Origin of the sequence: Brucella sp. RRSP16, from assembly GCF_052246815.1 — a bacterium.
GTDB classification, from domain to species: domain Bacteria; phylum Pseudomonadota; class Alphaproteobacteria; order Rhizobiales; family Rhizobiaceae; genus Brucella; species Brucella intermedia.
The window spans coordinates 194,427-211,854 of the sequence record NZ_JBQQAM010000006.1; the positions used below are offsets into that span (position 1 = coordinate 194,427).

Consider the following 17,428-nt stretch of genomic DNA (forward strand, 5'->3'; position numbering starts at 1 on the left):
GAAATCTTACCCGTCTGTGCAGCAGGCGGGTTTTCACTTTTAGAATGACCGACGGCGGCGCTGTCACTTTTAAAGTGATTTGTCAGCTGTTAGTTGCTATTGAGCCTTCAATTCATTCATCGCGCATAAAGACCGGATAATTCCATGCTTGAGAAGACCTATGACGCCGCGGCGATAGAGCCGAAAATTGCTGAACGCTGGGAAGAAGCGGATGCATTCAAGGCGGGTGCAGGCGCGAAGCCGGGAGCCGATCCGTTTGCAGTGGTTATTCCGCCGCCGAACGTCACCGGATCGCTGCATATGGGCCACGCGCTCAACAACACGATCCAGGACATCATGGTCCGCTTCGAGCGCATGCGCGGCAAGAATGTGCTGTGGCAGCCCGGCATGGACCACGCAGGCATTGCAACCCAGATGGTTGTCGAGCGCCAGTTGGCTGAACGGCAGGAACCAAACCGTCATGCCATGGGCCGCGAGAAGTTCATCGAACGCATCTGGCAGTGGAAGGCTGAATCTGGCGGCATGATTTCCAACCAGCTGCGCCGTCTTGGTGCCTCGTGTGACTGGTCGCGCGAGCGCTTCACCATGGACGAAGGGCTTTCGCGCGCGGTTCTGGAAGTTTTCGTCTCGCTCTATAAGCAGGGCCTCATCTATCGCGACAAGCGCCTGGTCAACTGGGACCCGAAGCTGCTGACGGCGATTTCCGACATTGAGGTCGAGTCTCGCGAGACGAAAGGCCATCTGTGGCATTTCCGTTATCCGCTTGAGAATGTCCCGTTCGACCCGGAAAACCCGCACACTTACATCGTCGTGGCGACGACGCGGCCGGAAACCATGCTGGGCGATACCGGTGTCGCGGTCAACCCGAAGGACGGGCGCTATCATGCTCTGGTCGGAAACGACGTGGTACTCCCGCTCGTCGGTCGCCACATTCCGATCGTTGCCGACGATTATGCCGATCCGGAAGCCGGTTCTGGCGCGGTCAAGATTACGCCAGCGCATGACTTCAACGATTTTGAGGTCGGCAAGCGCAACGATCTGCGCGCCATCAATATCCTGACGCCCGAGGCCGCAGTGACGCTCAAGGGCAACAATGACTTCCTGGAAGGCCTTGAACTGACGCCCGAACTGAAGGCGCTCATCAACGAGCTGGATGGGCAGGATCGCTTTGCGGTTCGCAAGCGCATCGTCGAATTGATGGACGAGCGCGGCTATCTGGAAAAGATCGAGGACCACACGCACGCCGTTCCGCACGGTGACCGCGGTGGCGTGCCGATCGAACCCTACCTGACCGACCAGTGGTATGTGAACGCTGCCGAACTTGCCAAGCCTGCAATGGCGGCTGTTCGCGACGGCACCACGCAGATCGTTCCTAAGAACTGGGAAAAGACCTATTTCGACTGGATGGAAAACATCCAGCCGTGGTGCGTCTCGCGCCAGCTTTGGTGGGGACACCAGATTCCGGCCTGGTATGGCCCGGACGGCAAATGCTTTGTCGAAAAGAGCGAAGAAGAGGCAAAGGCCTCTGCGCGCGCCCACTATGGCGAAGATGTTGCGCTCGAGCGTGATACCGACGTTCTCGACACATGGTTTTCGTCTGCGCTGTGGCCGTTCTCCACACTCGGCTGGCCGGACAAGACGCCGGAACTCGCAACCTATTATCCAACCAGCGTTCTGGTGACCGGGTTCGATATCCTGTTCTTCTGGGTTGCCCGCATGATGATGATGGGTCTCCATTTCATGGAGGAAATCCCGTTCCATACGGTTTATCTGCACGCTCTGGTTCGCGACAAGCATGGCGCGAAGATGTCGAAGTCGAAGGGCAATGTCATCGATCCGCTGGAGTTGATGGACGAATACGGCGCCGACGCGCTGCGGTTCACCCTTGCGATCATGGCCGCTCAGGGGCGTGACGTTAAGCTCGATCCGGCTCGTATTGCAGGCTATCGCAATTTCGGCACCAAGCTCTGGAATGCGACGCGCTTTGCGCAGATGAATGGCGTGAAGCTCGACGCCGGCTTCAAGCCGGAAAACGCCAGCCTTGCCGTCAATCGCTGGATACTGACGGAGCTGACCAAGGCCACGCGCGCCGTGACCGAGGGCATCGACAACTATCGCTTCAATGAAGCGGCGGGCGCCGCCTATCGTTTTGTCTGGAACCAGTTCTGCGATTGGTATCTGGAACTGCTGAAGCCAATCTTCATGGGCGACGATGAAGCTGCGAAGGCTGAAGCCCAGGCTACTGCAGCCTATTGCCTCGATCAGATCTACAAGCTTCTGCACCCGTTCATGCCTTTCATGACGGAGGAACTCTGGACCCTGACCGCAGGCGAGGGGCAGAAGCGCGATACGGTGCTGGCGCTTGCAGCCTGGCCGGAACTGTCGTTCGAGGATGAGGAAGCAGCGGCTGACATCAACTGGCTGGTTGATCTCGTCACCGGGATTCGTTCGGTTCGCGCGGAAATGAACGTGCCTGCTGGGGCGATTGCTCCTGTTGTCGTTCTGGATGCGAATGCGGCAAGTATTGACCGCTTTGCCCGTCACGATGCTGCGATCAAGCGTCTTGCGCGTGTCGAGAGTGTTTCGTTCGAGGCACAGGCTCCAAAAGGTTCGGCACAGATGCTGCTGGGTGAGGCGACAATCTGCATCCCGCTTGGCAATCTGATCGACCTGAAGGCGGAAGCCGCACGCCTTGCCAAGGAAGCTGGCAAGATTGCCGCCGAAATGGACCGCATCGAGAAAAAGCTCTCCAACGAGAAATTCGTTGCGAATGCGCGTGAAGAAGTCGTTGAAGCGGAGCGTGAGCGGCTTGGGGAACTGAAGGAAGCCGCGCAGCGTGTGGCAACGGCCGAGTCACGCATCCGTGATGCAGGCTGAATTGACCTGACATAAGAAAACAGATTCCGGTCGAATCAAACACCCGGCAGCTTCCGCTGTCGGGTGTTTTGTTGCCCGGTAGTCGTATTTCGGCGCGTTTCAAGCGGCGGAGGGAGTGATCGAACTGGCGTTTCGATTGTTTTTGAGCAATGTTGCGCTTTCGCAACAAGGCGAAAAAGCGGCCGAAAATTGGCCGATTCAGACATGTTTTGCCATGTGCTTGGTATAATTTTACTAATGAAACGACGATATGATCGGTGTTTTAGCCATTTTCTGCATATGCTTCGAAAGTTCCAAAACGCTAATCCAAATTAATGCATCTTGCGGGCTGAATCCTTCCTGATTTACGTTTTCGTCAACGTTAATACCGTTGCTGTGTGGGAGGACATTTATGAGTGTACAGCGCGTGAAAATGGCAGGGATGGTCGCAGCTTTCCTCGGAAGCGCGGTCGCTGCCAATGCGGGCGGCTTCGAGCGCGGCTCGCAGGATTTCGATATTCTTTTTGAACAAGGCAATGCCGTTGAGGCGACCGGCACCTTTGTAGCTCCTCAGCGCAAGTTGAAGAATATTGGCGGCTCTTTGGTCGGCGCCTCGACAGGCGGTATCAATCCGATTACCCGTCGCCCCTACGAGACGGAAGTCGATGAAGCGAAGAGCTATTGGGTTCCAAAAGTTTCGGCGAAATTCGACCTTACCAATGACCTCGCTTGTGCGGCCCAATATCGCCAACCTTGGGGTATCGAGACGGATGTCGGCGTCGATACCGTGCGAATGTTCACCGCGATTGAACAGAAAATCTCCTCCAACGATTATGGTGTAAACTGCTCCTATCGGTTTGCAGCTGGAGAGAAGAGCTATTTTCGTATTCTGGGTGGCGTGAGCTATCAGGAGCTCAAGGGCGAACAGACCCGAATGATACCTCCGGGTTCAGCCTTTGGCGGCTCGTTCCGCGTAGCGTCTCTGGATGTTGAAGACCAGTCGGTGGGTTGGCGTCTTGGTGCCGCTTACGAAATCCCTGAATATGCGATGCGCGCAACGCTCGTTTATCAGTCGAAAGTCAAATATAACCTCGAAGGCACCATCGACAATCTGGCGCTCGATCGGTTGACAGGTCGCGGCATACCGATCAACGTTGAAAGCGACGTTTCTACACCTCAGTCGGTGGAATTCAGGTTCCAGACCGGTATCGCTCCAGACTGGCTTGCTTTCGGTTCGGTCAAGTGGACCGACTGGTCGAGCATTACTTCTGTGGACTTTAATTCCGCGGATAGCAGGGTCGTTCGTCAGGGAACCAAAATCACTAGCCTGAACCTTTACTATCAGGATGGTTGGACGGTTAGCGGTGGCGTCGGTCACAAGTTCAACGACCAATGGTCGGCTGCTGCGACCGTTACCTGGGATCGTGGCACCAGCACGGGCCTGACTTCACAGACAGACATCTGGCTCTTCGGTCTCGGCACGAACTACAAGCCAAACGATCAGTTTGAGGTTCGTCTGGCTGGTGCTGCTGGCTGGCTTTCCTCGGGTGAACTGGACGATACCGTTATTGCTGGTACGCGCAATGCCACAGGCTCCAAGGGCGAATTCGGAAATGATTTCGTTGGTGCCCTGTCACTCACTGCGAAGGTCAAGTTCTAAGCTCGACATATAAGACACGAAAAAAGCCCGGCGTTGCCGGGCTTTTTGTTGGAAACCGCTTGGGCTCAGGACCGTTCAAGCCGTGCAAGCAGCGATGACGTATCCCAGCGGTTGCCTCCGATCTTCTGCACTTCCTTGTAAAACTGGTCCACGAGAGCCGTAACCGGCAAAAGCGCGCCATTGCGGTCCGCTTCCTCTAGGCAGATGCCAAGATCCTTGCGCATCCAGTCGACCGCAAAGCCGAAATCGTATTTGCCTTGGTTCATGGTGCCGGAACGGTTCTCCATCTGCCAGGAGCCCGCTGCCCCCTTGGATATTACCGAGATCAGCTTTTCGATATCGAGACCAGCCTTCTTGCCGAAATGGATGCCTTCCGCCAGCCCTTGAACGAGACCGGCAATACAGATCTGGTTGACCATCTTTGCAAGCTGGCCCGAGCCGACCGGACCCATGAGGCCGACCATGCGCGCATAAGCATCTATTACGGGCCTGGCGCGCTCAAAAACAGCTTCCGGCGCTCCAACCATGACCGTCAGTACACCGTTTTCGGCACCTGCCTGCCCGCCGGAGACAGGCGCATCGATGAAGTGAAAGCCGCGCTTTTGCGCTTCGGCGTCCAGTTCGCGGGCAACCTCCGCGGAGGCCGTGGTATTGTCGATGAAGATCGCATCCTTCCTCATGGTCGAGAATGCGCCATCCGGGCCGGTAGTGACGGAGCGAAGATCATCGTCATTGCCGACACAGGCGAAAACAAAATCCGCATCGCGAACGGCTTCGGCGGGCGTGGCAGCAAAGCTGCCGCCGAATTCCCTTGCCCATTTTTCGGCCTTGGCCGTCGTGCGGTTATAAACCGTGACGTCGTGACCGCCCTTGTTCTTGAGATGTCCGGCCATGGGATAGCCCATGACGCCCAAACCCAGAAAGGCGACTTTAGCGGGGGTCGTCATTCGTTCATTCCTCTGGATAGATGTAAGCAATCAGGTGAGAGGCGTCATAACGGCTGCCTGATAGGCCGGACGCTGTTTCAAACGGTCATACCAGTCTTCGAGCCGTGGGAGAGAGGGGCGCTCAATTGGGAATTCGAACCATGCATAGGCATAGCAACCGATGGGAATGTCGCCGATGCCGAAATTGTCGCCCGAAAACCAGGCGGCATCCCTGAGGCCGTCATTGGCAATCTGCATCGAATGAGCCAGCCCCTGAAGACCGCGTTCCAAAACGGCCGGATCGCGTTCCGCTTCCGGCAACCGGATCAGATGCTTGATGACATCGCTGAAATTGGAGGCGAGGGAGGTGGAGGCCCAATCCATCCACTTTTCAGCCTGCGCGCGCCTGGCCGGGTCCTCGATCCAGAACGTTCCCTTGTCATAGACTGCCGCAAGATAACGCGTGATGGTATTGGATTCCCACAACACAGTCTCGCCGTCTTCCAGTAGCGGAATCAGCCCGTTCGGATTGCGCGCAAGATAAGTGGAGTCTTTCAGGCCACCAAACTGGCCGCCCACATCGATCTGTTCATAGTCGAGATTAAGTTCCCGCGCTATCCAGAGCGCCTTCTTCACATTTGTGGAATTGATACGACCCCAGATTTTCAGCATGACTCAGCCTGTTGCATTACTTTCGAAAAATGCATTCTAAACAGATCGTCCCCGAAAGTCGCAAGACTTCCGGGGACGATATTTTGGCTTATGCCTATTTAGTGATCTCTAGCGAACAAGATGACGTGTCAGCCGTCGTTCGAGAAAATCCCAAACGTGCCGCAGACACTCGACGATCACCAGATAAATGACCGCTGCCCAGAGATAGGTCTGGAAATCGAAGGTCCGCGAATAGGCGCGCCGCGTTTCGCCCATAAGGTCGAGCACGGTGATGATGGCGACAATGGCCGATCCCTTGATCATCAGGATGATTTCGTTGCCGTAAGGGCGCAGCGCCACGATAAGCGCCTGCGGAAGAATGACCTTCCAGAAGGTCACACGCTTTGAAATGCCAAGAGCCGCGGCGCCTTCCCATTGGCCGAGGGCCACGCTCTGAATGGCGCCGCGCAGGATTTCAGCCTGATAAGCCGCCGTATTGAGCGAAAACGCCAGAATCGCGCAATTCCATGCATCGCGGAAAAACACCCAAAGCCCGATGCTTTCGAGAAACGGACGGAAGGTGCCAAAACCGTAATAGATAAGGAATGTCTGCGCGAGCAGTGGGGTGCCCCGGAAGAAATAGACATAGCCGAAGGCAAGTCCGCGAAGCCATCGATTGTTGGACATGCGCGCAGCCGTGATCGGCAGCGAGAGCAGGGCGCCTATGATGATGGAGACAGCGACCAGCTTGAGCGTGATCAGAAGACCGGACCAGTAGCGCGGCCCGTAGGTTTCAAACAGATCGACGCGCCATGCGTTGTAGAGATAGATCGCAAGGCCGGCGAAGAGAAGGAACCATAGAGCGACGATGACGTGGCCTGCGACGCGCATCCGCGTCCATTGCTTTACCACTGGCGGCGGAGCCATCACCGGGACCGTCGTGTTGGAAACCGTCTGGCTCATATCATGCACCTCGCGAACGGTTGGCGCCTGCATCGGCCCAGCGGGCAATGCGGTCGATGAAGTAGGACGAGATGATTGCGAGAACCAGATAGAGCAGGCAGGCTATGCCGAAGAACAGAAACGGTTCCTTGGTCACGCGCGCCGCGATGGAGGTTTGCCGCAGGATATCCGACAGGGTGATGACGGAAACCAGCGATGTATCCTTGAGAAGCACCAGCCACAGATTGGCCAGACCGGGCAGGGCGATGCGGATCAGCTGCGGCAGGATGACCTTGCGCATGGTCTGCCAGTGCGACAGGCCGACGGCATAACCGCCTTCATATTGGCCGCGCGGGATGGCGCGGAATGCCGAGAGGAAGACTTCGCTCGAATAGGATGAGAAGACGAAGCCCAGCGCGACCATACCCGCGCCGAACGCATTGATTTCGACATTGGCTTCGACGCCAAACAGGCTCAAGAGCCGCTGCAGCCCCAGCGAAGCGCCGAAATAGACGAGAAAGAGGGTCAGAAGCTCAGGCAAACCACGAAAGATCGTCGTGTAGATGTTTGCTGCCAGCCGTATCGAGGGTTCGCTGGATTGTTTGCCGACGGCAACCAGAAATCCAAGTGCGAGACCGACGGGAAGTGTTGCGAGGGCCAGCGAGACGGTAACCAGAAGGCCCCAGGCAATGCTTGCCCCCCAACCGTCCGGGCCGAAACTCAACAAAGTGGCGTAATGTTCCATGCGCCTATTCTTTTTCCTGAAGGCAACTGCCTGTGTTTTTTATCGCCTTGCGGGCATCAACCCGGCGAGGCTTGTGCGGCATGCCCGTACAAATGTTTTGCGCCGGTTTGCCAAAACGCAAACCGGCGCATGTCTATCAATTTGGATTAGTTTTCAGCGCCATAAGCATCGAAGTCGAAGTACTTGTCGTTGACTTCCTTGTATTTGCCGTTCGCGCGGATGGCCTTGATGGCTGCGTTGAACTTTTCAACCAGTTCGGGGCGGCCCTTCTTGAAGGCGACGCCAGCGCCCGGACCATGGATTTCGATGACTGGCGGGAACGTACCGACCATCTTGCAGCAAGCCCCATCCGGGGACTTCAGCCACTGGGCCAGCGTCACGCTGTCGTCGTTGACGGCATCGAGACGGCCATTGGCGAGATCGAGACGATATTCTTCCGCTGTCGGATAGGCCTTGATCGTGCTGTCGGTGAAGGTCTTTTCAGAATAGTTGGAGTGCGTGGTGGAAACCTGCACGCCGATGGTCTTGCCTGCGAGGTCTTCCTTGGTCACACCCTTGATGTCGGTGTCTTTGGGAGCCGCAATGCCGGGAGGCGTGTTGTAATACTTATTGGAGAAGTCGACCTGCTTCTTGCGCTCGTCCGTGATGGACATGGATGCGATGAAGGCGTCGAATTTGCCTGCCTGAAGCGCAGGAATAGCGCCGTCCCATTCCTGGGTAACGAATTCGCACTCGGCTTTCATCTCCTCGCAGAGCGCCTTGGCGATATCGACGTCGAAGCCCGAGAGGGTGCCGTCCGGATTGATGAAGTTGAAGGGAGGATAGGCGCCTTCGGTGCCGATCTTGAGCTTGAGTGGTTCTTCTGCATTGGCAACGCCAGCAGCCATGCTGCCGATTGTGATTGCCAGTGCTGCGACCGATGCTGCAGTGGCGATACGCTTCAATACGCGCATTTTCAGTCCTCTCGTTTGTTCTGGCTGGTTCCCTGATTATTTCTTCTGGTTCAGCCGCTTAAGGGGCACTCACGACCGTGTAAATTTAGATTGCACGTTTGGCAGCGGATTCCCCCTGTCCCTACCAATAGATGGTTGAGCCGATCATGCGCAATATTTTTTCGCGCTTCCATCTCCACCATCAGGTCTGTCGGCGATATTCCCACCATTTTTAGACGATTGGCAAGATGGTCCGTGTAATTAAATTGTGTCTCTTGAGAGTGAATTCGTCTGCATTTTCTGCATGTTTTTGTCTCGTTATAATGGAAATCGCTATTTTGACCATAAAATTTAGGGAGTTGCTCAAAGCGCCATCTCGCCTTCGATAAAATCGGCTATTTTCTCGATATCATTGATGTCGAACACGGGCACTGCTTCGTCGGGTTGGGGCTGGTCGCTGGCGATGGCGACGATAGTCGGATCGTCGCGGGAAAGCGCGGGCCCGTCATGGCTTCCCTGCCGACGCAGCTCGATTTTCTTGTGTGTTTCGCGCTTATAGCCTTCGACCAGGACAAGATCGCAGGGTGCAAGTTTGGCGGCAATCTCACGCAGGGAAGGCTCTTCTTCGCCCAGGTTCTCATGCATGATCGCGTAGCGCTGCGACGAGACTATAGCGACTTCCGCCGCTCCCGCCTTTCGATGCCGCCAGGAATCAGTTCCTTCATGGTCGATGTCGAAATTGTGATGGGCATGCTTGATCGTGGCGATACGGTATCCGCGGGCGGTAAGGCATGTCACCAGGCGTTCGGTCATTGTTGTCTTGCCGGAGTTTTTCCAGCCGGTAATGCCGAAAAGCTTCTGGTTCATTCCATCGACTCAGCCAGTTTTCGGGCCGCGACAAGATCGTCGGGCCGATTGATGTTGAAGAACGGATCATATGTTTCCGGACTATCGCCAGCGAAGGCAAGCGGAAAATCGACGGTCTCAAAACCTATATGCTCAGCGAACGCAAGCACGCTCGCCCTGTTCGTTTCGGAGAGCCAGGCGGACAGTTCATCCGCCAGCCCCGTTTCCCACAGGCCGAAAATGGGATGCACCCGGTCAAGGGAACCGGCGAGAACGATGCGCGCTCCGCTTTCATTTCGACGCGAAAGAAGACGGTCTGCGAGATCGCGAGGCAGGAACGGCGTATCGGCTGCCGTTGTCAGTAAAAGGGAAGACCCCCGCGCATGGATCAAAGCCGACAGGATGCCGACAAGTGGTCCCCCATGTTTTGAAGGCAGGTCTCTTATGATCGGCAAGCCGAGTTTGGCCAGACGGGGATCATCGCTGTTCGCATTGACAACGAGAGTTTCGACCTGCGGGCTGATGCGCGTGATGACATGGGCAATGATAGAGCGGTCGCCGTCGAGTGGCTGAAGGAACTTGTCGCCCGCAACGCCACCTTCCTGCATGCGGCTGGAAAGCCCCCCGGCGATGATGGCCCCTGCAATCATGACGGTTCCACGCCGGTCGGGATCGTCGCGAGCGTGCTCTTGTTGCGTTCGCGCTTCTTCAATACGTTTTCGCGATAGACCATGTAGACGCCGCTGCCGACCACCAGAATAGATCCGATGATCGTATATATGTCAGGCGCTTCACCGAAGATCAAAGTGCTGAGGCCGATCGCCCAGAGCAGGCTGGAATAGCGGAACGGTGAAACGAACGAAACCTCGCCTTCGCGCATCGCCAGAATGATGAAGTGATACCCCACGAGAAGCAGAACGGCGGCAATGGCCATGGCGCCGACAGCGGTCATCCCGAGTGGCTGCCATCCACCCATGGGAACTGTCAGCGCGCCACCCGTCAATGTTATCGCGCCTGCGGTCAATGTCGACAGAAAGAGGGTTGGCACATGCGCCGGCACGCGGCGTGTCGCAATATCTCGTGTGGCGGCAAAGCACACGCTGGCGAGAAGCACGGCGACAGCGGCCAGGCTCGCCGCGCCATCCGTTCCAGGCCGGATGATGATGAGAACGCCTACCAATCCGACAAGGATACAGCACCAGCGACGCCAGCCCACTTTTTCCTTCAGGAAGAGCGCCGCTCCGAGCGTCACGACAAGCGGCGTTGCCTGAAAGACGGCGGAACAGAAGGCCTGCGAAAGATGACCGAGGGAGTAAATATAGGTGATCGTGGCGACGACTTCGCCCACAACACGCAGGATCGTCATCCTCTCCAGCGAAAGATTGCGCAACGCGCCGTGGCGCCAAGCCAGCAAACCGATCAGCGCCGTCGCGAATATGCCGCGTACCAGCATATACTGCCCGCTGTTCATCTCGGTCAGGAGATATTTTGTGATCGTATCGCCGATGGTGAAGGTCCCCATGGCGAGAAGCATGAAAATACTTGCACGAAAATTCGCTGATTGCGGCACGATACAGAATCCGTTTTGGGCCTGAGCCTTGGATTGCATACCGTTTTAAAGTCGATCTCGCGACAACTATTTCAGGTGATTTGTGCTTTTCAAGTATAGGCGGCTCAACCGCCGGTAAGGCTCATGTGGCGTGCAACCGCCGGGCGATTATGATCGCGGTCGATGATGAAATCGTGCCCTTTCGGCTTGCGCGAAATGGCTTCGTCAATCGCCTGGCTGAGCAGCAGGTCGCTTTCGCTTTCCCGCAGCGCCTTGCGCAGATCCGCATCGTCGTTCTGGCCGAGGCACATATAGAGCATCCCCGTGCAGGTCAGCCGGACACGATTGCAGCTTTCGCAGAAATTATGGGTCATCGGCGTGATGAAACCAAGCCGCCCGCCTGTCTCGGCAATCGTCACGTAGCGGGCAGGCCCGCCCGTGCGGTACGGGATGTCCGATAGCGTGAACTGCCGCGACAGGTCCTCCCTTACCTGCGACAGCGGCAGATACTGGTCGGTGCGGTCGAACTCGATCTCACCCATTGGCATGGTTTCGATGAGGGTCATGTCCATGCCGCGGCCATGCGCCCAGCGGATCAGTTCAGGAATTTCATGTTCGTTGAAATCCTTCAGTGCGACCGCATTGATCTTGACGCGGATACCCGCACGCTGTGCAGCCTCAATCCCCTCAAGAACGCGGGGCAGATCGCCCCAACGAGTGATCTGATGGAATTTTTCAGGGTCGAGCGTATCCAGCGAGACATTGATACGGCGTATCCCGCACTCCGCCAGTTCGTCGGCAAAGCGTGAAAGCTGCGATCCGTTCGTGGTGAGGGTCAGCTCATCCAGCGCACCTGATTTCAAATGGCGCGAAAGCTGCCGGATCAGGTGCATGATGTTCTTGCGCACCAAGGGCTCGCCGCCGGTCAAGCGCAGTTTCCGCACTCCCTTGTCGATGAAGGCGGTGCAAAGCCGGTCCAGTTCCTCGAGCGTCAGCAAATCCTTTTTGGGCAGGAACGTCATATGTTCCGCCATGCAATAGGTGCAGCGGAAATCGCAGCGATCCGTAACCGAAACGCGAAGATAGGTAACGGCGCGCCCGAAAGGATCGATCATGGGTCCAGTCGGGGAAACAAGTGGCTGGGCTTGGTTTGTGTGCATCATAAGCCGTTGTTTCCGCTTGTTGCGGAAGAATGTCCGCATCGTTTCCCTAGAGATAGGACCTGCGGACTTCATTGTCCAGTTTCGCGCGCACGAAGCTCTTTCAATAATGATCGCGCCTATTGCGATATTTTAACGCGGGGCCTATCAAAGCTGGCGAATATCCAAGCTGGAGAATGGTTATGAGCGAAGTCTGGCCGACCGAATTGCGCGTTTCGCACGACCGCAGGCTGCTGACGGTGGCATTCGACGATGACCAGAAATTCGAGCTGACCGCCGAATTGCTGCGGGTGCTGTCACCTTCGGCGGAAGTGCAAGGCCATTCGCCGGAACAGCGCGTGACGGTTGGCGGCAAGCGCAATGTCGAAATCATGAAGGTCGAACCGGTCGGCAATTACGCCGTTCGAATAACTTTCGACGACATGCACGACACCGGCCTGTTTTCGTGGACCTATCTCCACAAGCTCGGCACCGAGAAGGAGACGCTGTGGCAAACCTATCTCGATGAGCTTGCCGGGAAGGGGCTCAAGCGGGACCGCTGACCTATTCCTTCTCCAGCATTTCGCAGATGCGGCGCATCACGTCGCCCATCGCGTTGCATTGCGCGGCTGTCGACTGCGCCATGACGCGGTCGATCAGTTCCGTATAGACCGTCAGCGCGTGTCCCAGCAGCTTTTCGCCCTTGGCGGTCAGCGTCAGGCGCATCACACGCTTGTCAGCAGGATCGCCTTCGCGCACCAGCAAGCCACGCTTTTCCAGCTTTGGCAGCAGCATGGTGATGTTTGAGCGCCCGACAAGAATACGGCGCGCAAGATCGTGCTGGGATTCGCCGGGATGGCGATAAATATTCATCAGTACATCGAGGTCGGCGATCTTCAGATCGAAGGTCGATAGCCCTTGGGCGAGGGCGCGTTCCACCGCCTTGCCGGCGCGCACGACGGCAATCCAGTTCTTGAAGCGGGGATTATCCCACGGCAGTTTTTGAGTCTCGTCTTGCATTTTGTTCATTCTTGTACAATTATTTGTTCAGGATTGAACATAATTGAGGCCCTGTCATGACATCGTTCTCTTTGCAGGTTACGCGATTCGGCCTGGGTGTGCTCGGACGCATTGATGCCGAGAGGGCGGGCCGCGCGGCATTCAGGATTTTCTGTCGGACGCCAAGCCGCAAGCCGAAGACGAAGGCCTATGCGGCGCGCCTTCAAAAAGCGAACACGGAACTCGGCCAGGCAAAGCGGCTCGATCTGATTATCGATCGCGGGTTGATCGCGACTTATCTGTTCGAGCCGAAGGTTCCGGTGGGGCGGACCTCGCTCGTCGTCCACGGATGGGGATCGCGCACCGCCGACATGATGACGATCATTCGCGAGCTTGTCGCACGCGGCGAACGGGTCGTTTCCCTCGACCTGCCGGGACATGGTGCATCAGCGGGCCATACGCTCAACATGATACAGGCAATCGCCGCCGTCGATGTTGCGTGGCGCCAGTACGGCCCGTTCGACGCGATGATCGGCCATTCGTTCGGCGGCGCGGTCATCATCAATGCGGCGGCGGGTTCCGTCGGTTGCTACCGGTCACACCGCCCGGCAAAGCTGGTGACGATTGCCTCTCCGCACTCGATGGCGGGCGTTTTCGACGGTTTCGGCAAAGTGCTCGGGCTTGGCCGCGATGCGCGCAACGCCATGAAGGAGCAGGTCCGCTACATCGCGGCGCGTCCGATCACGGATTTCGATACCGATGTGCTCCTTCGCCGCATGACGATACGGACGCTAGTCGTTCATGCGCATGACGACAAGGAAGTTCCCGCCATTTGCGCGGAAATGGTTGGCAAAGCTGGCTCCCATGTCACGGTGCGCTGGGCCGACGGCCTTGGCCATCGCCGCATCATCGCAAGTGCGGAAGTAGCGTCCATCGTGGCGGATTATCTTGATGATGCTCCGGGGTTAAGGCTCGTCGCCTGATCGTGCTTCGCCGGGAACAAGTTTGTCCCATGCCGCCATGGCGCCCCGCGCGGCTGCTGTAAGGTCTGCTCGTGTTCCACCGTCGCGCGCAAGAATGGACATGCCGTTCTGCACCGTTGCGTAAAAGGTTGCGACCGCTTCGCAGTTGACCGACATGGCTATGTCGCCGTCGCGAATGCCGCGTTCGAGCCGCTTTTTCAAAATTTCGATATTGGCCTGGCGACAGTTACGCAGCACGGTGCAGACCTTGTCGCTTGACTGTGTACGGTGCAGCGCATCCAGCGCGATCATGCATCCGCGAGGCACCGATTCCTGACAGTAAGCGTCGATAGTGGCGTAGAGAAACTGCTCGAATGCCCGGCGGACCTCCGGCGTCTTATCCAGCGTCGACCATATTTCCACTCCGACTTCACCGGAATAAAGGGTGAGGGCTTCAAGATAGAGCCCTTCCTTGCTGCCGAAAGCTGCATAAAGGCTGGGAGCATTGATGCCCATGGCGGCTGTCAGGTCGGCCAGCGACGCGCCATCAAAACCTTTTTCCCAGAACTTGAGCATTGCAGCACGCAGCGCTGTCTCGCGGTCGAAGCTGCGGGGGCGTCCTTTGTCTGCCATGCTCCCTCCTTTCTGTATCGATCAATAAATAAATCGCTTGACCGCTCAGCGCAAGCCTGTCAGCAATTATGTATCAATTGATACAGAAAGGAAATGACATGCCAGCAGAAGCTCTGAACGGGAAGGTTGCTTTCGTCACTGGCGGAAGCCGTGGCATCGGAGCCGCAATTGCGCGGCGGCTCGCGAAAGATGGGGCGGCAGTCGTAATCACTTATGTGAATGGTAAGGAAAAGGCCGATACCGTGGTCTCCGGGATATTGGCCGATGGCGGCAAGGCGCTGGCGCTGAAGGCCGACAATCGCGATGCCAGCGAGATTGCAGCGGCCATCGAAAATACCGTCAAGGAATTCGGCCGTCTGGATATATTGGTCAACAGCGCTGGCATCTGGCATGCTGCCCCGCTGGAACAGGTCACGCTTGCCGATTTCGATGATGTAATGGCGGTAAACTTCCGCGCTGTCTTTGCCGCCGTTTCCGCAGCCGCTCCGCATCTCGGTAATGGCGGACGCGTGATCACCATCGGCTCAAATCTCGCCGAAAGCGTGCCTTGGCCGGGCATCAGCCTTTATGCGGCAAGCAAGGCGGCGCTGATCGGTCTGACGAAAGGTCTGGCGCGCGATCTCGGCCCCCAAGGCGTCACGGTCAATGTCGTTCACCCCGGATCGACCGATACCGACATGAATCCGGCAGCAGGCGACCATGCGGAGCAGCAGCGCGAACGCATCGCTACCGGCAGCTTCGGTTCGCCCGACGATATTGCAAGTCTGGTGGCCTGGCTTGCCAGCCCCGAAGGACGGTTCGTGTCGGGAGCCTCGCTCACCGTCGACGGTGGGGCCAACGCCTGAAACGAAAAGGGCGGCTCGCGCCGCCCTTGTTTTCTGTCTCTTGCTTGAACTGCCTAGCCCAGATTGAGCTCCTTGAAGAAATCGTTGCCCTTGTCATCGATGACGATGAAGGCCGGGAAATCTTCCACTTCGATGCGCCAGATCGCTTCCATGCCGAGTTCCGGATATTCGACGACCTCGACCTTCTTGATGCAATCCTGCGCCAGACGGGCAGCCGGCCCACCGATGGAGCCCAGATAGAAGCCGCCGTGCTGGCCGCAGGCTTCGCGCACCTGGCGCGAACGGTTGCCTTTGGCGAGCATCACCATCGAACCGCCGAAGGACTGGAACTGGTCTACATAGGAATCCATGCGGCCAGCCGTGGTCGGGCCGAACGAGCCGGACGCATACCCGGCAGGCGTCTTGGCCGGGCCTGCATAATAGATCGGGTGGTTCTTGAAATAATCCGGCATGGCTTCGCCGTTTTCCAGCCGCTCGCGAATCTTGGCATGCGCCAAATCGCGCGCCACGATGATCGGTCCGGAGAGCGACAGACGCGTCTTGACCGGGTGCTTCGACAATTCCTTGAGAATGTCCTGCATCGGCTGATTGAGGTCGATCTTGACCACATGCGACGACAGTTTTTCCTCGTCAATGTCCGGCATGTACTTGGCGGGATTGGTTTCCAGCTTTTCCAGAAAGATGCCGTCTTTGGTGATCTTGCCCTTGGCCTGACGATCCGCAGAGCAGGAAACGCCAATGCCGATCGGCAGCGAAGCGCCGTGGCGAGGCAGGCGAATGACGCGCACGTCATGGCAGAAATATTTGCCGCCGAACTGCGCGCCGACACCGAGCGACTGCGTGAGCTTGTGGATTTCAGCTTCCATTTCGAGATCACGGAAGGCGTGCCCGGTTTCCGAACCCTTGGTCGGCAGGCTGTCCAGATAGCGCGTCGAGGCAAGCTTGACCGTCTTCAGGTTCATCTCGGCGGAAGTGCCGCCGATGACGATCGCCAGATGGTAAGGCGGGCAGGCGGCAGTGCCGAGGCTCAGGATCTTGTCCTTGAGGAAATCGATCATGCGGTCGTGGGTGAGGAGCGATGGCGTTCCCTGATAGAGAAACGTCTTGTTCGCCGAACCGCCGCCCTTGGCAACGAAAAGGAACTTGTAGGCGTCTTCGCCTTCTTCATAGATATCGATCTGCGCGGGCAGGTTGTTCTTGGTGTTCTTTTCCTCGAACATCGACAGGGGTGCCAGCTGCGAATAACGCAGGTTCTTCTTGTTGTAGGCGTCGAGAACGCCTGCGCCCAGCGCATCGGCATCGCCGCCTTCGGTCCAGACGCGGCGGCCCTTCTTGCCCATGATGATGGCCGTGCCGGTGTCCTGACACATGGGCAGCACGCCGCCAGCGGCGATGTTGGCGTTTTTCAGGAGGTCGTAGGCAACGAACCGGTCGTTGTCGGTCGCTTCCGGGTCTTCGAGAATCCTGGCAAGCTGCTGAAGATGGCCGGGGCGCAGCAGATGGTTGATATCGGCAAAAGCCGCTTCCGAAAGCAGGCGAAGTCCTTCCGGGTCAACCGTCAGGATTTCCTGTCCCTTGAACGTATCGACAGAAACATGATCCGAAGTCAGCTTGCGGTAAGGGGTGTCGTCTTCGCCAAGAGGGAAAAGATCGGCGGCGCTTGCTTCTGCCATCGCGGTACCTCGCTTGCTTGCCAGCTGCGCCAGCCGGAAATGGTCACCGTTCCGGCTCGCGCGATAGGTT

At 57.3% G+C, this 17,428-nt stretch carries 17 protein-coding genes; 5 read left to right on the plus strand and 12 right to left on the minus strand.

The window, feature by feature from the left end; all coding sequences use genetic code 11:
* Window positions 1-144 precede the first annotated feature (144 nt).
* Complete coding sequence (locus ACS5UA_RS11645) at window positions 145-2,877, plus strand: valine--tRNA ligase (RefSeq protein ID WP_443101318.1); 2,733 nt, start codon at window positions 145-147, stop codon at window positions 2,875-2,877.
* Between the two features lie 421 nt (window positions 2,878-3,298).
* The gene (locus tag ACS5UA_RS11650; RefSeq protein WP_268869141.1) at window positions 3,299-4,516 is read left to right on the plus strand and encodes an OmpP1/FadL family transporter; all 1,218 of its coding nucleotides are present in this window, start codon (window positions 3,299-3,301) and stop codon (window positions 4,514-4,516) included.
* Between the two features lie 65 nt (window positions 4,517-4,581).
* Here ACS5UA_RS11650 and ACS5UA_RS11655 read toward each other — a convergent pair whose 3' ends face one another.
* The 9 genes from ACS5UA_RS11655 to moaA all read right to left on the minus strand — a co-directional run bounded on the left by ACS5UA_RS11655 (window position 4,582) and on the right by moaA (window position 12,267).
* Window positions 4,582-5,463: an NAD(P)-dependent oxidoreductase gene (locus ACS5UA_RS11655; protein WP_039852556.1), complete on the minus strand. Its 882-nt coding sequence runs from the start codon at window positions 5,461-5,463 to the stop codon at window positions 4,582-4,584.
* Between the two features lie 30 nt (window positions 5,464-5,493).
* Window positions 5,494-6,114, minus strand: a complete 621-nt coding sequence (locus tag ACS5UA_RS11660; RefSeq protein ID WP_443101319.1) for a glutathione S-transferase family protein — start codon at window positions 6,112-6,114, stop codon at window positions 5,494-5,496.
* A 108-nt stretch (window positions 6,115-6,222) separates the two neighbouring features.
* Entirely contained in the window at window positions 6,223-7,056 is an 834-nt protein-coding gene (locus tag ACS5UA_RS11665; RefSeq protein WP_025091453.1) for an ABC transporter permease, read from the minus strand.
* Between the two features lies 1 nt (window position 7,057).
* A complete protein-coding gene (locus ACS5UA_RS11670; protein ID WP_006466733.1) occupies window positions 7,058-7,780 on the minus strand; it encodes an ABC transporter permease in 723 nt (240 codons plus the stop codon).
* Between the two features lie 146 nt (window positions 7,781-7,926).
* Window positions 7,927-8,733, minus strand: a complete 807-nt coding sequence (locus tag ACS5UA_RS11675) for an ABC transporter substrate-binding protein (protein WP_006466734.1) — start codon at window positions 8,731-8,733, stop codon at window positions 7,927-7,929.
* A gap of 342 nt (window positions 8,734-9,075) precedes the next feature.
* Window positions 9,076-9,579 (minus strand): molybdopterin-guanine dinucleotide biosynthesis protein B, encoded by a 504-nt coding sequence (mobB, locus tag ACS5UA_RS11680; protein WP_196108653.1) that lies wholly within the window; start codon window positions 9,577-9,579, stop codon window positions 9,076-9,078.
* Window positions 9,576-10,208 carry a molybdenum cofactor guanylyltransferase gene (mobA, locus tag ACS5UA_RS11685; protein ID WP_368649822.1) on the minus strand — a complete coding sequence of 211 codons (633 nt, stop codon included), beginning with the start codon at window positions 10,206-10,208 and terminating at the stop codon, window positions 9,576-9,578. Before mobA ends, mobB begins: the two co-directional genes overlap by 4 nt.
* Entirely contained in the window at window positions 10,205-11,092 is an 888-nt protein-coding gene (locus ACS5UA_RS11690) for a DMT family transporter (RefSeq protein ID WP_031345994.1), read from the minus strand. The genes mobA and ACS5UA_RS11690 overlap by 4 nt, the downstream gene beginning before the upstream one ends.
* Window positions 11,093-11,232: 140 nt before the next feature.
* Complete coding sequence (gene moaA, locus ACS5UA_RS11695) at window positions 11,233-12,267, minus strand: GTP 3',8-cyclase MoaA (protein WP_368649824.1); 1,035 nt, start codon at window positions 12,265-12,267, stop codon at window positions 11,233-11,235.
* Between the two features lie 182 nt (window positions 12,268-12,449).
* Here moaA and ACS5UA_RS11700 point away from each other — a divergent pair, with 182 nt between their 5' ends.
* Window positions 12,450-12,809: a gamma-butyrobetaine hydroxylase-like domain-containing protein gene (locus ACS5UA_RS11700; protein ID WP_025091458.1), complete on the plus strand. Its 360-nt coding sequence runs from the start codon at window positions 12,450-12,452 to the stop codon at window positions 12,807-12,809.
* A 1-nt stretch (window position 12,810) separates the two neighbouring features.
* On the opposite strand, the gene ACS5UA_RS11705 is transcribed toward ACS5UA_RS11700, so the two are convergent.
* Entirely contained in the window at window positions 12,811-13,275 is a 465-nt protein-coding gene (locus tag ACS5UA_RS11705; RefSeq protein WP_443101320.1) for a MarR family winged helix-turn-helix transcriptional regulator, read from the minus strand.
* A gap of 47 nt (window positions 13,276-13,322) precedes the next feature.
* On the opposite strand from ACS5UA_RS11705, the gene ACS5UA_RS11710 reads away from it, so the two are divergent.
* Window positions 13,323-14,228 carry an alpha/beta fold hydrolase gene (locus ACS5UA_RS11710; protein ID WP_443101321.1) on the plus strand — a complete coding sequence of 302 codons (906 nt, stop codon included), beginning with the start codon at window positions 13,323-13,325 and terminating at the stop codon, window positions 14,226-14,228.
* Here the strand turns inward: ACS5UA_RS11710 and ACS5UA_RS11715 are convergent.
* Complete coding sequence (locus ACS5UA_RS11715) at window positions 14,211-14,840, minus strand: TetR/AcrR family transcriptional regulator (protein ID WP_113341815.1); 630 nt, start codon at window positions 14,838-14,840, stop codon at window positions 14,211-14,213. The two genes, ACS5UA_RS11710 and ACS5UA_RS11715, sit on opposite strands and share 18 nt — an antisense overlap.
* A gap of 98 nt (window positions 14,841-14,938) precedes the next feature.
* Between ACS5UA_RS11715 and ACS5UA_RS11720 the strand changes: the two genes are divergently transcribed.
* On the plus strand, window positions 14,939-15,685 hold the full coding sequence (locus ACS5UA_RS11720) for an SDR family NAD(P)-dependent oxidoreductase (RefSeq protein WP_443101322.1): 747 nt from the start codon (window positions 14,939-14,941) through the stop codon (window positions 15,683-15,685).
* Between the two features lie 53 nt (window positions 15,686-15,738).
* Here the strand turns inward: ACS5UA_RS11720 and ACS5UA_RS11725 are convergent, their stop codons facing one another.
* Window positions 15,739-17,358: a fumarate hydratase gene (locus ACS5UA_RS11725; protein WP_025091462.1), complete on the minus strand. Its 1,620-nt coding sequence runs from the start codon at window positions 17,356-17,358 to the stop codon at window positions 15,739-15,741.
* Window positions 17,359-17,428 lie beyond the last annotated feature (70 nt).